Origin of the sequence: Xanthomarina sp. F2636L, from assembly GCF_026410195.1 — a bacterium.
Classification (GTDB): domain Bacteria; phylum Bacteroidota; class Bacteroidia; order Flavobacteriales; family Flavobacteriaceae; genus Xanthomarina.
Genome location: NZ_JAPMLM010000072.1, coordinates 160,641 through 175,614 on the forward strand (window position 1 = coordinate 160,641; position 14,974 = coordinate 175,614).

A 14,974-nucleotide genomic window follows, 5' to 3' on the forward strand; every position below is an offset into this window, starting at 1 on the left:
AATTTCTTTCATCAACACTAATATGTTCGTCTTACAACCAACGTATCCAGTTTTAATTTAACTTTTAACCAACGTTCTAATTTGTCTTGTTCTTTATCAATGTCTTTTTCTTTTATTTTTTCTATGTCCCAAGTCACTAAAAACTCTGGAATAGTATCAACAGTTTTGAAGTTTGTTTTGATAAAGTTTGCATAACTAAAAGCAGATAAGTTCTCGTAATTAATTTTTACTTCTTGAACGACATCGTTAAAAGGAATCGTGTTTTTTTCTAAAGCCGATAAAGATTTTACACGATCTTCTAAAAATGCTATCTTTTGATTTTGTGACATTAAATCTACAGAGTCACGATATCGTATTTGCTCCATATATTTCATATTATCATACTGCTCTGCCCTACTTTGATTAAAGACTATTTTTGTGTTTGCTAAAGCTGGGTAGGCATCTTTTCTATATTTTAATAAATCTATAGTAGACTGTGGCATTTCGCTTAATCCATAGGTGTTAAACACAATATAAGGTTCTTTTTTATCATACTTATATACAATGTTTTTTTTAATGTATTCGTAATCTGGTAAACCACTAACCTCTTTTTCTACATAACTTCTAGCGTCTGCATAAAAATTACTCTCTTTTAATACCTCAACAAAAGTCCATACAGCAGGTACCATTACAATAATTGCTAATACAGAAGCTATTCTAGCAATACGTTTTCTCTTTTGAGAATTAGCATATTTAAGCATTGGAAAACGTAACGCTTTTAATATAATAAAGGTTGCTAAAGCTATAAAAATGGTATTTATTATAAACAAATACATGGCTCCAAAAAAGTAAGGCCAGTTGGCTTTTGCTAAGCCATACCCAGCTGTACAAAGTGGAGGCATTAATGCCGTTGCAATAGCTACTCCAAAAATGGCAGATGCAATAGTACCTCGCTTAGTTTTTGCAATAATCAATGCCGAACCACCAAAAAAGGCAATTAAAACATCTCGAATATCAGGTTTTACTCTTCCTAATAACTCTGAGGTATCTTCACTCAACGGAAAAAGATAAAAGAATAAAAAGGCTGTTAATAAACTTAAAACAATCATAATTGCTAGATTTATTAACGACTTTTTCATGGTGTCTATATCATTAACTGCCACCGACATACCTATTCCTAAAATAGGTCCCATAAGCGGGGAAATTAACATGGCTCCAATGACAACTGCTGTAGAATTGGCATTTAATCCAATGGAAGCCACAAAAATAGAACAGACTAAAATCCATGCTGTAGCACCTTTAAAAGAAATATCTCTTTTTATGGCTTCTATGGTTTCGTCTCTATCCGTATCGTCTCTAAAGTCTAAAAGTTCGTTTAAAAACTTTTTTATATTCTGAAATAAGCCTTTAGCATCCTTTTTTACTGCTTCTTTAGAATCTTTAACAGCTTGCTCTTTTTTAGCGTTTTCTACTGCGTCCTTCTTGTTAGCTTCTTCTTCAGAAAAGTTAAATTTGTTTTCTTCCATTGTATGTTAATTAAAACTCAGACCAATATATAAATAAAAATCGTTGGTATTCTCTTTTGAATTACTTCTTATAGGAGTTTTTAAATCTAGCCTAAAGAATTCCCAAAAGCATCTTTTACTTTATTCAAAACTATTTTAATATCTTGTTCTTTAGCCTTAGGGTAGATAAGCAAAACCTCATCTTTATCTACAATAATATAATCGTTTAAACCATCTACCACAACCACTTTATCTTTTTTAGTCCGAATCATGTTTCCTGAAGCATCTTCTATTAAAGCACGCGCATTAACAATGGCGTTTTGGTTGGAGTCTTTATCAAGCTTGTCATACAAACTTCCCCAGGTCCCAAGATCGTTCCAATCGAAAGTAGCAGGAATAACATATACATTATTTGAGGCTTCCATAATGGCATAATCTACAGAAATATTCTCTGCTTTTCCGTAATTTTCATTTATAAAATCACTTTCTTTCTCTGTATTATAAACAGGAATTCCTTTTTCAAAAAGCTCAAATAATTGTTTCTGATTGTTTTTAAAAGCAGCAATCACATGTTTCACATGCCACATAAAAATTCCTGCATTCCATAAAAAATTACCTTGTTCTATAAACTTTTTAGCTGTTTCGTAATTTGGTTTCTCTCTAAATTGAATAACCTGCTTGATATCTGTTTCAAAACTAGTATTGTATTCAATATAACCATACCCCGTATTTGGGAATGTGGGCTTAATACCTAGTGTCATTAACGCATCGTTATTCGTGCAATAATCAAAAGCTTGCTGCACATTGTCTGTAAAAGCTTGTTCGTCTTCTATCCAATGGTCGCTTGGTGCGACAATCATGACAGCATCTGGGTTTTCCTTTTGAATTTTTAATGCAGCATAAAGTATGCATGGAGCTGTGTTACGCATGGCTGGTTCTAATACAACCTGGCGTTTGGTTACATCTGGTAATTGCTCGAAAACTAAATCGTTATATCTTTCATTTGTCAAAATAAAGATATTTTCTTTAGGAATAAGCTTAGACAGTCTTTGAAACGTTTTTTGGATTAATGTATCTCCAGTACCTAACATATCATGAAATTGTTTAGGGAAATCCTGCGTGCTTACTGGCCAAAATCTCGAGCCTACTCCTCCTGCCATTAATATGGCGTAATAATTTTTGTTCATAAATTTAATTTATCAATTTCAAGACGTTAAGGTCTTAACAATCTATATTATAAAAACTATATAATTTGAAAATGTTTACTAACTCATAATTAAAATATTAAATTTCCAATCTTCTGTTGTCATAAGAATAATACTATAATTTCAACAACTCTACTTCCGCATTTGGATTGAAAAGATACAACTTTCCACTACTTATTTCAACACATTCAATACGTTTTGTTCTTGTGGTTCCTTTCTTAAAAATTTTTCCATTATAAAGTTTAAAAGTTGCTCCTTTTGGCACTTCAAAAACAAAAGTTTTATCGTTAGGGGCATCGTACTGCTTCAAAGCTAAAGATAAAGCAGTATCTGTATCGCTACTAGCTTTTGGATTTTTAAAATGTTTTGCTAAAAGCGGTAATAATTCATTAGGAAACACCTCTGGGTTTAGAAAAGGGAGCATCAATCTCTGAAAGGTATATTTCCATTCTTTGCCATGTGGTTTAATACTTCTTCCAAAAGAATTATAAGCCTCAAAATGAGCCACTTCATGTATTAAAGTTATTAAAAACCGATAGGAATTTAAATTAGAATTTACCGTAATTTCATGCGCTCCATTCGTTAATCGCCTATAGTCTCCATGCCTGGTTTTACGTTCACTTTTTACTTTAACTGTTAAATGCTCGTGATTTAAAAGCTCTAAAACTTGATCTAAAACACATTCATTAACAAACGGCTGTAAGGTCTTCTTCATACAACAAAAATAGTGTTTTATTCAAATAAAAATAACCTCATTTCACTGATAAATGAAGGATTAAATTTAGACCTATAATCTAAGTTTATTTATTGCTTATTCAGTAAATATCAGAATTTTATCGCTATTTTTATTTATCAATAAAACATTTTTACTATTTTCACTTTCCAAATATCTATTTTAAAAATGAAAAAACTTATCTATTTAGCAGCTATAGGCTTGCTAACTTTTTCTTGTTCTGAAGATGCAGACGACACTATTTATTCGCCAATTCCCCCAGAACCAACCCCAGAAGTTGTTCCGGAATTCTTGCCCAATTTATCTGAGCTCAATTTATTTACTGAAAATCTAAACGATTTAACACCTAGCGATCGCGCTTTTATTTATGATTTAAATACCACGCTCTTTACAGATTACTCTCACAAACAACGTGTTTTAGCTTTACCAGCTGGAACTTCCATGGAATATATAGACGATGGGTTTCCAAATTTTCCAGACAATACAGTTATGGCAAAAACCTTTTATTATTTTAATAACGAAAGGGATGAAACGGAAGGAAGACATTTAATTGAAACTCGTATCTTAATTAAGAAAAGTGGAATTTGGGAACTTGGAAATTACAAATGGAACGCTGAACAAACCGATGCTGTTTTAGATAACACAACTGGTACTGTACCTGTTAGTTATACAGACATGACCGGAAGCACTGTAAATGTAGATTATGTTATTCCGTCTGCTACTCAATGTATAGAATGTCATAATTCTAACAATATTGTCATGCCTATTGGTCCTAGATTAAGAGCTTTAAACGGAAATAATCAGCTAGAAGACTGGGTTTCTAAAAATTATATATCTGGATTATCAGATGTAACTCAAGTGTCTCAGCTGCCTGACTGGGAAGATACTGCTAATTACACTTTAGAAGAACGTGCACGAGCTTATTTCGATATGAATTGTGCTCATTGCCACAGCGAAGGAGGCTTTTGTGGAGACCAATCATATTTACGATTATCTTATGAAACACCATTTGCTGAAACCTATATTTTAGAGGACAAACCAAACATTGATTTTAGAATGTCTATGTATTATGCTGGAATAAGCATGCCTTTAACAGGAACCACCATGATACATTCTGAAGGATACGATTTAGTAAGAGAATATTTAAATACCTTATAGTCAATTTTAAGCCTATATTAAACTATTTCATTATTTAACTGTCTTAGTATTATAACATAAAAACAGATAAAGATGAAAAAGTTAGTATGTATTACCTTCGTATTTATAGCAAGCTTTACCCAGGCGCAGGAAAAAAACCATGGCAAGCAAAAAATGCAGGATTATACGCCTGAAGAAGTAGCTGAATTGCAAACAAAACAGCTTACTCTGGATTTAAATTTAACTGAAGCCCAACAAAAACAAGTTGCACAATTACAACTCGAAAATGCAAAGGCTAGAAGGGACAAATCCAAACAGATGCAAACCAATAAAAGTTTAGCATCTAAAAAAGAATTGTCTAAAGAAGAAAAACTTCAAATGAAAAATGATAGATTAGATTATCAAATTGAAATGAAGAAAAAAATGAAGGAAATTCTTGATGACGAACAGTTTACTAAATGGGAAAAGATGACAGAGAAGAAAAGAGAGAATCGTCAAAAAAGCATGCATAAAAAAAGAAAAGCAAGCATGGGTGAACAAAAAAAGTAATTTGTATTTAATAAAAAGTCAAAAAAGCTATCTAAACAAATTAGATAGCTTTTTTTATTATAAAGTACTACAAACTTTATCGCAAGCTGCTATGGTTTTATCTAAGTCGCTATAAGTTAAAGCATCTGTAATAAACCAGGTTTCAAAAGCACTTGGAGCTATATAAATGCCCTCTTTTAGCATGCCATGAAAAAAGGCTTTAAAGCGATTGTTATTACCTTCGGCTGCTGTTTCAAAATCCACCACATCTGTATCGGAAAAATGTATAGAAATCATTGAGCCAATTCTATTAATTGTATGTGGAATTTTGTGTTTATTTAAAACCTCAGCACAGCCTTTATGCAGATAAGCTGTTTTATCTGCCAAACGCTTATAAATATCTTTATCGGCATTTAATTCGGTTAACATAGCCAAGCCTGCTGCCATAGCTAACGGATTTCCACTTAAAGTTCCTGCCTGATAAACAGGTCCAAGAGGAGCTAAGTGATTCATAATTTCAGAACGCCCGGCAAAAGCCCCCACTGGCAATCCGCCACCAATTACTTTTCCAAAACAAACCAAATCTGCTTCTATTCCATACAATTCTTGTGCGCCACCTTTAGCAAGCCTAAAACCCGTCATTACTTCATCAAAAATTAGTAAAATACTATTAGCTGTACATAAAGCTCTTAATTTTTGTAGAAAATTATCATTTGGAGGAATACAACCCATATTTCCAGCTACTGGCTCTAAAATAATACAAGCAATTTCTCCTTTATTTGCTTCTATAAGCTGTTCAACATTTTCAATATCGTTGTATACTGCTAATAAAGTATCTTGAGCAGTTCCTTTAGTAACCCCTGGGCTATTAGGACTTCCAAAAGTAACAGCTCCGGATCCTGCTTGAATTAAAAACGAGTCGCTATGACCGTGATAACAGCCAGCAAATTTTATAATCTTATCTTTCCCTGTATAACCTCTGGCCAATCTTACGGCGCTCATACAAGCCTCTGTTCCAGAGTTTACAAATCTTATTTTATCAATATTAGGAACCATAGAAACGGCCAGTTGAGCAATTTTTGTTTCTATTTCTGTAGGAGTTCCAAAAGAAGTTCCCAACTTCGTTTTTTCAATAACAGCATCTACAACAGGCTTGTAGGCATGACCAAGAATCATAGGTCCCCATGAATTTATATAATCTATATACTCATTATTATCTTCATCAATTAAATTAGCTCCTTTAGCTTTTTTAATAAAAACAGGAGTTCCTCCAACAGCATTAAAAGCTCTTACTGGCGAGTTTACTCCTCCGGGAATGACAGTTTCAGCTTCGGCAAACAAAGCACTACTTCTTTTATATAACATGAAATACGTTCTTATTAATTAGATTTTACTATCAAGATTTCACCTATAGTTAAATCGTTATTTGTTAAATTATTTATTCTCTTAAGGTCGTCAACCGTTGTATTGTATTTTCTAGATAACGAGTACAAGGTATCTCCTTTAATAATTAGATGCGTGTCTTTTGCTTCTACTGAAACTGTTTGGGTAACTTTACCTCCAGTAACCTCATCGTCATATTTATCAAGGTCGTAACGCTCAATTAAACTTATTAACTTATCTGGATACTTTCTATCGGTAGCATAACCTGCAGCTCTTAAGCCTTTAGCCCAACCTTTATAATCGTCTATATCTAAGGCAAATAAACCTTTATAACGCGATCTATGTGTTAAGAACAAGGAGTGATCACGATAAGAGTATTTTGCATCGTTATATTTTCTAAAGCATTCTTGTGCAGCATCATCATCGTGATAAATTTTAGCACCTGTCCATTCGTGACATTTAATTCCAAAGTGATTATTTGCTTCAACTGCCAAACGTCCTTTTCCAGAAGCAGATTCTAAAATACCTTGAGCTAAAGTAATGCTAGCTGGAATGGCATATAGTCGCATTTCTTCCTGAGCTATAGGGGCAAAGATGGCTATATAATCATCGATTGAATTTGGAATTCTTTCAGGTGTTTTTTCTTCTACAATTACTTCTACGGCCTCCTCTTTTGTAACACTTGGTTTTGTTCTGGGATCTATTACAACACGTTCCGTTTTTGTTTTACTTTTAGATTTTCTGGAGCTCGTTTTTTTACTCGAACCACAACTAAAAACAAAAACACCTAAAACAAAAAGCAATACAAGTTTTCTCATTTATCTATTAATTAATTATTGGTAATTTCTTTCTTATCAATTCAGCATTCATTCCTTCAATTCCTTGCAATCCTCCTGTATGAATGGCTAAAATTTTAGAGTTTTTAGAAAAATAGCCGCGACGAATTAAATCAAAAACTCCAAACATCATTTTTCCAGTATACACTGGATCTAAAGGCATGCCATACTGAGATTTAAATTCATTAATAAAACTAATTAATTCAGCATTTATTTTAGCATAACCTCCAAAATGATAATCTGTAATTAATTCCCAATTTGAATTAGTTGCAAATTTACTAATTTCTTCTTGCAAAAAGTCACCTTTTAGTGCAGGAAAACCTAGAATCTTCTGATGAGGAGAACTCGAATTAATCAACCCACTAATCGTACCACCTGTTCCAACGGGGCAACACACAAAATCGAAGTCTTTATCAGCCTCAGTTAATATCTCTTCACATCCTTTAACCGCTAAATTATTAGTTCCTCCTTCTGGGATTAAGTAAAAATCTCCAAACTTACTTTGTAAGTCCTCTAGAAAAGCTTGAGTATTTTTCTCTCTATAAGCAGCTCTGGAGACAAAATAAAAGCGCATGCCTTGCTTTCTTGCAAACCTTAGGGTTGGATTCTCTTCAATCTTATTTTCTAATTCCTCTCCTCTGATAACGCCAATAGTTTGAAATCCGAACTCACCTCCTGCTGCAGCAACGGCTGCAATATGATTGGAATAGGCTCCTCCAAAAGTTAACAGTGTTTGATTATTGAGATTCTTAGCTTCAAGAATATTATATTTTAATTTCCGGTATTTATTTCCAGAAATAAATGGATGATTTAAATAATCTGGCTTAATAAAAAGCTGATTGTTTATTCTAATATTGGGCTGGACTTTTATCTGAATCACTACATCTTTAATTATATCTATCTAACAAAGATAAGAATAGCTAACGGTAAGCAAATACTTATAAAAAGAAAATATATATTCAAAATAATAGCATCTCATCTTTAATTTATAGCGTTTTATCGAAAAACCAAAAAGCATAATAAGCTATTAAAAAAATAATCTATTTTTATGTTAACAAATACTTAATAAAAACAACTTAACAGTATCGTTAAATTTAAAATAACAGTTAATTTTATAAAATATTAGTTGTTTTTATTTAAAAAACATTAAAATAATTCATTTTCCTTAAGATTTCCCCAAAATCTACATTCTCTTAACCCTTTGTTATTTATAGCAAAGCCTAAAAAGCTTGCAATTAATTTTCTTAAACTAAGAATATTTATAAATAGGTTTAAAACATGTTTATATAACAAATTAATAGCGCATGAAACAAGAATACACTTCTACTTACTTAATCAGGTTTTACATATTAAGTATCTTATTATTAATATTCTTTAATGGATTTGGGCAGACAACTCATATTTCTCCTACAGGGAATGGGGGTTTTGAAATAGGAGCAACATTTGCACTAAATGGTTGGACAGCAACAACGAGCACAACAACTACTAATAATCAATGGGTATGCAATACAGGTGCTACAACAGGGTTTACAGGTATAAGAGCAGCATACGTTTCTAACAATACAGCAGGAACACCTCCACCACACACCTATACTAACAGTGCTACTAGAGTTTCACACATCTATAGAAACATTACTGTATCACCAGGAGAATCTAATATTACACTTAATTTTGATTGGATTTGTGATGGAGAAGGTACATATGACAGAATGCGCATATGGTTAACACCAACAACTTTCACCCCTACTTACGGTAACCAAATTGCGGCAACAGGTACTGCTCCTACAGGAAGAGTGCAAGTTGGAGGTAACTTTAGCGAACAAACAACATGGGGTTCATCTACATTTACTCTTCCTTCCGGATATGCTGGAAGCACATTTAGAATTATTTTTGAATGGCGAAATGATAGTAGTGTTGGAGGCAATCCCCCAATTGCAGTTGATAATATTTCTTTAGTTTCAAACATACCACCACCACCTCCTGCAAATGACCTATGTGTAAATGCAACACCTTTACCTTGTGGCACCACCACTCTTACAGGCACAACAAATAACACTACAAATTTTGCACATAACACAGGGTGTACAATGTCTAATTATGGGGTATGGTACACATTTACTGGAGATGGCAATCAAACCACCATAACAGCTACAGGAAGTGGTTTTGATCTCGAAATGGCTACAACAAGCGGAAGCTGTGGTGCTTTAACTAATATAGATTGTGATGATGCTTTTGGTGGAAGCGAAACCTACACATTTATAACTACAAATGGTGTTAACTATTATATATACATAGCCTATTGGACTACTGGTACTACCACAGGAAATTTCACAATTTCTAGAACGTGTACAACTGTAACCCCTCCGCCAAATGATGAGCCTTGTGCTGCAACACCTGTATTAACAAACAATGACTTTAACTGTTCAAATTTTGCGTCTGGGACAGTAGAGTTTGCATCCAATTCTGGAGCAAATAATTGTACAGGTACAGAAGATGATGACGTTTGGTTCAGTTTTGTGGCGACTTCAACTTATCACACTGTAGATTTAAATAATATTTCTGGAAGCGTTACAGATTTAGTACATGCGGTTTATAATGGCGCTTGTGGTACTCTTGGTACCCCAATTATATGCTCAGATCCTAACTCTAGTACTATTACAGGGTTAACTATAGGAAACACATATTATGTTCAAGTTTACACATATACGGCTACAACTGGACAAAATACTAATTTTAATATTTGTATTGGCACTCCTCCTCCTCCTCCTACAAACGATGACCCTTGTGGTGCTGTAAGTTTAACAGTAAATCCAGATTATTCCTGTTCAAACACAACATCTGGAACAATTGCTAGTGCAACAAACTCTGGTATTAATCCTTGTTTTGGAACTTCCGATGATGATGTCTGGTATCATTTTGTGGCTACTGGACCTAGTCATACTGTTGATTTAATAAATGTTGCAGGCAGTACAACCGACTTATATCATGCTGTATACGGTCCATTTGCTAATGCTAATCCACCAAACTGTACAAATGCTACTGTTTCTGGCTCAAATATTAGTTGTTCAGACCCAAACTCTAGTACATTAACTGGCTTGGTAACCGGCCAAACCTATTTTGTACAAGTCTATTCTTGGACATCAACATCTGGTCAAACATCTACTTTTGATATATGTATTGGAACACCTCCTCCACCTCCAACTAACGATGAACCTTGTGGGGCAATCAGCTTAACGGTAAATTCAACTTGTATTGGCACTACAGGCTCTGTTGGAAGTGCAACCAATTCTGGTATAGATGCTTGTTCTGGAACTCCAAATGATGACGTTTGGTATAGCTTCGTGGCTACAAACACAAGTCAAACAGTAAGCCTATTTAATGTTTCTGGAAGCACTACAGATATGTACCATGCGGTATATGGTCCATTTACTCCACCAGATTGTAGTGTAGCAGTGGCAGATAATATTTCATGTAATGATTCTGACTCAACTGACTTAATTGGTTTAACTGTTGGAGCTACTTATTTCGTACAAGTATTTACTTGGTCATCTACAACAGGTGCTACCTCAACATTTAATATCTGTGTTACGGAACCTTGTACATCATCAGGAACAGTAGTAGCATCCCCTACCCTTTGCCCAACAATAATTATTGACGAACAAGGCAATAACCCGTTTATTGCAGACCCATTTGATTTAAACCCAAGTGCTTCACTAGATTGTGCAACGGACAATATAACCTTAGTGGCAAATCCTAATTTAAAGGAAACCACTAGTTATATCGTAGAGCAAATAACATACCCTACAAGCCCTGCTCCAGATTATGGTTTTGCCGTATTAGCAGGAACTGTAAACTCACAACCTATATCTTCAGATGACACTTGGGCTGCCTCTAGAACTAATCTTGGATTTAATTTTTGTTTTTATGAAAACTCATACACTCAAACGTTAGTTGGTGCAAATGGAGTAATTACTTTCGATAGCAGTATTACACCAGGTAGTGGTTCTGGCTATAGTTTTAACAATAACCTACCTAGTACTGTAGGAGCTTTATTTGAGCAAACTATTTATGGTGTCTATCACGATATCGACCCTTACGGATTACCTGCAGACGCCATTAAAAGCCGAATAACTGGTTCTGCCCCTTGCAGGCAATTTCAAGTATCTTGGCATGATATCCCTATGTTTAGTGACAATTCAATTCTTTATACAGGTATGATTGTGCTTCATGAATCTACAAACATCATAGAAGTGTTTATAGAAGAAAAACGTATAGATAACGGAAATGTTTCTCCATGGAATGGCGGGAATGCTATTGTAGGAATTCAAGGAGATATCACACCTTTGGGTCCTAATAACCAATATGCTGTGGCCCCATGTAGAAATGGTCTTGACACCAATTGGGAAACAACAAACGAAGCTTGGCGTTTTACTCCAAATGGAGCTGCCATCGTACCTTCAAACATTACCTGGTACGAAGGCTCTGTAGCTGTTGGAAATGAAATCCCTTCTAATGGAGATAACAGTGTTACGGTAAATGCAGCGAATTCATACTTTGCAGTAGCTGAGTTTAATACCTGTTCTGGTCCAGTAACTTTAACAGATGAAATAATTGTAGACCGAACAAGCAAAACTTGGATGGGCCATATAGATAACAACTGGTATGTAGATGGTAATTGGGAGCCTATTGGAGTTCCAACTCCAATGGACTGTGTACTTATTCCAGACGCAACTATCTCAAACATAGAACCACCAATAGCTGATGAGAGTTATTTTACACCACCCACACCCCCAGTTCCAGCTTATGCTTTAAATTTAACCGTTGCTCCTACAGCGAGTCTGGAAGTAGCTTCTAACACTAAATTGCTTGTTACAGATTGGGTCCACTTAGATGGAACTATTGATATTAGAGACTCTGGAAGTTTAATACAAATTACAGATGGTGCTACCAACGTGAATAACAACACGGGAAATGGTAATATAAACATGAGAAGAACTCCAACAATTGCAAGCTCTTATGATTATATTTATTGGTCATCTCCTGTTGAAGGATTTGGTATAACTAATGTTTCTCCCGGATCTTCATTAATATATCAATGGATTCCAACCATTGCAGGTAATGGAGCTGGAAATCATGGAAATTGGCAAGCAACAACAGAAACCATGCTAAACGGAAAAGGGTATATTATTAGAAATGTAGCTGGTACTCCTACACCTGGTACACCAGAATTTGTAGGAAGACCTAACAATGGTGTCATTACAAAAGCTATAACAAGAGGAATCTACAATGGAGGGACTTATACCGGAGGAGGAACCACAATGGCTACCAGACATGATGACAACTGGAATTTGGTAGGTAATCCATATCCTTCTGCAATCTCTGCAGATCTGTTTATAGCAGAAAATGCAGCAATAATTGCCGATGACACCAATGCATCAATTGCCGGAACGGTATATTTATGGAGACATTTAGAAACCCCAAGTGATATAATTAATGATCCTTTTTATGATGGCTTTGTTTATAATTACAACCCAAATGATTATATAGCCTATAATAGCACAGGGTCTAATCCAACTGGTTTTAATGGAGATATAGCAGCTGGACAAGCCTTTTTTGTACTCATGGAACATACGGCAACCACGCCTTCAAATATAATTTTTAATAATACCATGCGAAGCGAAACCTTAAATAACAGTCAATTTTATAGAACAGATGAATCTTCTGAAAGCTCTACTGAAATAGAAAAACATAGAATCTGGCTCGATTTAATTGCTCCGGATAATCATGCAAATTCCATTCTAGTGGGGTATGTTGAAAACGCTACCAATGGTATCGATAGACTTTATGATGGCTTCGACCTAAGTAAAACCAGTACAAGATTCTACTCTTTATTAGAGGATGATGAGTTTTCTATCCAAGGAAAAACCTTACCTTTCATAGATACAGATTTGGTTCCCTTAGGAATTATTATTCCTCAAAATGGAAACTATACCATAGCTATAAATTCTGTAGATGGTCTCTTTGGGAATACAACTCAAGATATCTTTTTAGAAGATACATATACCGGAATGATTCACGATTTAAGAAGTGTACCTTATAGTTTTAATTCAGAAGTTGGGACTTTTAACGATAGGTTTATACTACGTTATACAGATAACGCACTATCCGTTGAAGATTTTGAAACAAATGCAGGAATTTCGATTATAGCTCCAAATAACAGCTATATAAAAGTGACTTCAAGTTTAGAACCTATCAAATCTGTAGCAGTTTACGATGTTTTGGGGCGCTTGCTTTATAACAGTAATAATATCCATAACACAGAACTTATTATTAAAAATATAACTAATTCAGATGGTGTTCTGTTTGTTAAAGCAACTTTAGAAAACGGACTTCAAAAAACTCAGAAAGTAATTATTAAACATTGAAAAAGAACTCTTTAATCTCCAATTAATAGCCAACCAAAAAGTCCTTGATAATCATTTTTTCAAGGGCTTTTTTTTAAAGCAAATATTAAGATTCCTGATATTATTTTGAAGGTAATTTATATAGTTTAAAACAAAAATTAATTAAAAATAATTAACAAAATTCCAAAAGGATCTTGACCTTAAATAGTTAAGGTCTTTTTCGTTTGTATAAGATTCTTGTTCAAAAGAAATATTTCTATACGCCAAATGCCAGGATCTGTATTGATAAAAACGCCATAGAAATTCCAAAATATACAGTATATAAAAAGGAAGAATTAATAATTCAATTTGCTGTCGAATATGAATCCGTTCATGATTAATTAAAATCTCATCTTGTTTTAAAGCTTTATGCTTCAGGAAAATAAAAGGCCAAACGCTAAGTCCTAAGTAATGTTTGGGCACTAGGAATTTTGAAATAACAATCATATCCAAAAATAATCAAAATTCAGTCCAAAGAACATCACTGTCTGATTATTTTAGCTAGAATCACACTCTCTAGATAGTCCGTAGATGATCCGTAGATGGCTCGTAGATAGTCCGTACATGGTTCGCACCGATTTTTCACCAGAATTTCAGCACAGAGAACCTATAAAAACCCCGTTATTTTCTTACAAACTATAATTTATACTAAATAAGAAAACACATCTAAAACTGAGTCTAAGACCTAAATACTAATTATTAATTATTAATTATTAATTATTTTAAAATTTTTGATAAATATAAAATCAACATTTGCCATTGCGTAAATTTTAATTAAATACAACACCTTTATAATGAACATCTGATAAAAGTCTCCCCTTACCTTTCCCATACCTTTCCCATACCTTTCCTATGGCTTCCCTATGGATAGTGTATGAGAGCTGTAATTTTTTCTTACAAATCTAAGACAGTTATGGAATAACCTCTAATAACAACAATCCTCAATCAACAAGCGTTATTCATTAATCATTTCCATTATATTTGTAATATGAAGAAGATTATACCCTTAGAAGAAGGCGATTATTACCTAACTCCAGAAGGCTATCGCTGTTTTACCGAGCAATACCTACTAAAAAGAGGATACTGTTGCGAAAGTGGATGCAGACATTGTCCATACGGATTTAATAAAAGAAAGCATTAGGAAATTGGCATAAGGTTTGAGTTGCGAGAAAATAGATAATAATAAATAAAGTAGAAAACGGTCAACGCGAATCAGAAATAATAA

10 protein-coding genes are annotated in these 14,974 nt (G+C 33.9%); 4 read left to right on the forward strand and 6 right to left on the reverse strand.

What is annotated here, in order from left to right:
* Window positions 1-17: 17 nt before the first annotated feature.
* The 3 genes from OS191_RS14370 to OS191_RS14380 all read right to left on the reverse strand — a co-directional run bounded on the left by OS191_RS14370 (window position 18) and on the right by OS191_RS14380 (window position 3,404).
* Window positions 18-1,505 (reverse strand): DUF389 domain-containing protein, encoded by a 1,488-nt coding sequence (locus OS191_RS14370; protein WP_267156407.1) that lies wholly within the window; start codon window positions 1,503-1,505, stop codon window positions 18-20.
* An 86-nt stretch (window positions 1,506-1,591) separates the two neighbouring features.
* A complete protein-coding gene (locus OS191_RS14375; RefSeq protein WP_267156408.1) occupies window positions 1,592-2,671 on the reverse strand; it encodes a mannose-1-phosphate guanylyltransferase in 1,080 nt (359 codons plus the stop codon).
* 133 nt (window positions 2,672-2,804) lie between these two features.
* A complete protein-coding gene (locus tag OS191_RS14380; RefSeq protein WP_267156409.1) occupies window positions 2,805-3,404 on the reverse strand; it encodes a SprT-like domain-containing protein in 600 nt (199 codons plus the stop codon).
* A 186-nt stretch (window positions 3,405-3,590) separates the two neighbouring features.
* Between OS191_RS14380 and OS191_RS14385 the strand changes: the two genes are divergently transcribed.
* On the forward strand, window positions 3,591-4,580 hold the full coding sequence (locus OS191_RS14385; RefSeq protein WP_267156410.1) for a hypothetical protein: 990 nt from the start codon (window positions 3,591-3,593) through the stop codon (window positions 4,578-4,580).
* A gap of 72 nt (window positions 4,581-4,652) precedes the next feature.
* A complete protein-coding gene (locus tag OS191_RS14390) occupies window positions 4,653-5,108 on the forward strand; it encodes a DUF4890 domain-containing protein (protein WP_267156411.1) in 456 nt (151 codons plus the stop codon).
* A gap of 57 nt (window positions 5,109-5,165) precedes the next feature.
* On the opposite strand, the gene hemL is transcribed toward OS191_RS14390, so the two are convergent.
* Genes hemL through OS191_RS14405 form a run of 3 tightly spaced genes read right to left on the reverse strand, consistent with a single transcriptional unit; the run spans window position 5,166 to window position 8,186 of the window.
* Window positions 5,166-6,452 carry a glutamate-1-semialdehyde 2,1-aminomutase gene (hemL, locus tag OS191_RS14395; protein ID WP_267156412.1) on the reverse strand — a complete coding sequence of 429 codons (1,287 nt, stop codon included), beginning with the start codon at window positions 6,450-6,452 and terminating at the stop codon, window positions 5,166-5,168.
* A gap of 14 nt (window positions 6,453-6,466) precedes the next feature.
* Window positions 6,467-7,288, reverse strand: a complete 822-nt coding sequence (locus OS191_RS14400; RefSeq protein ID WP_267156413.1) for a glucosaminidase domain-containing protein — start codon at window positions 7,286-7,288, stop codon at window positions 6,467-6,469.
* 7 nt (window positions 7,289-7,295) lie between these two features.
* Window positions 7,296-8,186 (reverse strand): 1-aminocyclopropane-1-carboxylate deaminase/D-cysteine desulfhydrase, encoded by an 891-nt coding sequence (locus OS191_RS14405; RefSeq protein WP_267156414.1) that lies wholly within the window; start codon window positions 8,184-8,186, stop codon window positions 7,296-7,298.
* 424 nt (window positions 8,187-8,610) lie between these two features.
* Here OS191_RS14405 and OS191_RS14410 point away from each other — a divergent pair, with 424 nt between their 5' ends.
* A complete protein-coding gene (locus tag OS191_RS14410) occupies window positions 8,611-13,731 on the forward strand; it encodes a RemA C-terminal-like gliding motility protein (RefSeq protein ID WP_267156415.1) in 5,121 nt (1,706 codons plus the stop codon).
* 1,006 nt (window positions 13,732-14,737) lie between these two features.
* Entirely contained in the window at window positions 14,738-14,890 is a 153-nt protein-coding gene (locus OS191_RS14420; RefSeq protein WP_267156417.1) for a C1orf53 family protein, read from the forward strand.
* Window positions 14,891-14,974 lie beyond the last annotated feature (84 nt).

What these genes read in the sequence shown, in the direction of transcription:
- OS191_RS14370 (WP_267156407.1), bottom strand. Translation starts at nt 1,505, where the DNA reads ATGGAAGAAAACAAATTTAACTTTTCTGAAGAAGAAGCTAACAAGAAG.
- OS191_RS14375 (WP_267156408.1), bottom strand. Translation starts at nt 2,671, where the DNA reads ATGAACAAAAATTATTACGCCATATTAATGGCAGGAGGAGTAGGCTCG.
- OS191_RS14380 (WP_267156409.1), bottom strand. Translation starts at nt 3,404, where the DNA reads ATGAAGAAGACCTTACAGCCGTTTGTTAATGAATGTGTTTTAGATCAA.
- OS191_RS14385 (WP_267156410.1), top strand. Translation starts at nt 3,591, where the DNA reads ATGAAAAAACTTATCTATTTAGCAGCTATAGGCTTGCTAACTTTTTCT.
- OS191_RS14390 (WP_267156411.1), top strand. Translation starts at nt 4,653, where the DNA reads ATGAAAAAGTTAGTATGTATTACCTTCGTATTTATAGCAAGCTTTACC.
- hemL (WP_267156412.1), bottom strand. Translation starts at nt 6,452, where the DNA reads ATGTTATATAAAAGAAGTAGTGCTTTGTTTGCCGAAGCTGAAACTGTC.
- OS191_RS14400 (WP_267156413.1), bottom strand. Translation starts at nt 7,288, where the DNA reads ATGAGAAAACTTGTATTGCTTTTTGTTTTAGGTGTTTTTGTTTTTAGT.
- OS191_RS14410 (WP_267156415.1), top strand. Translation starts at nt 8,611, where the DNA reads ATGAAACAAGAATACACTTCTACTTACTTAATCAGGTTTTACATATTA.
- OS191_RS14420 (WP_267156417.1), top strand. Translation starts at nt 14,738, where the DNA reads ATGAAGAAGATTATACCCTTAGAAGAAGGCGATTATTACCTAACTCCA.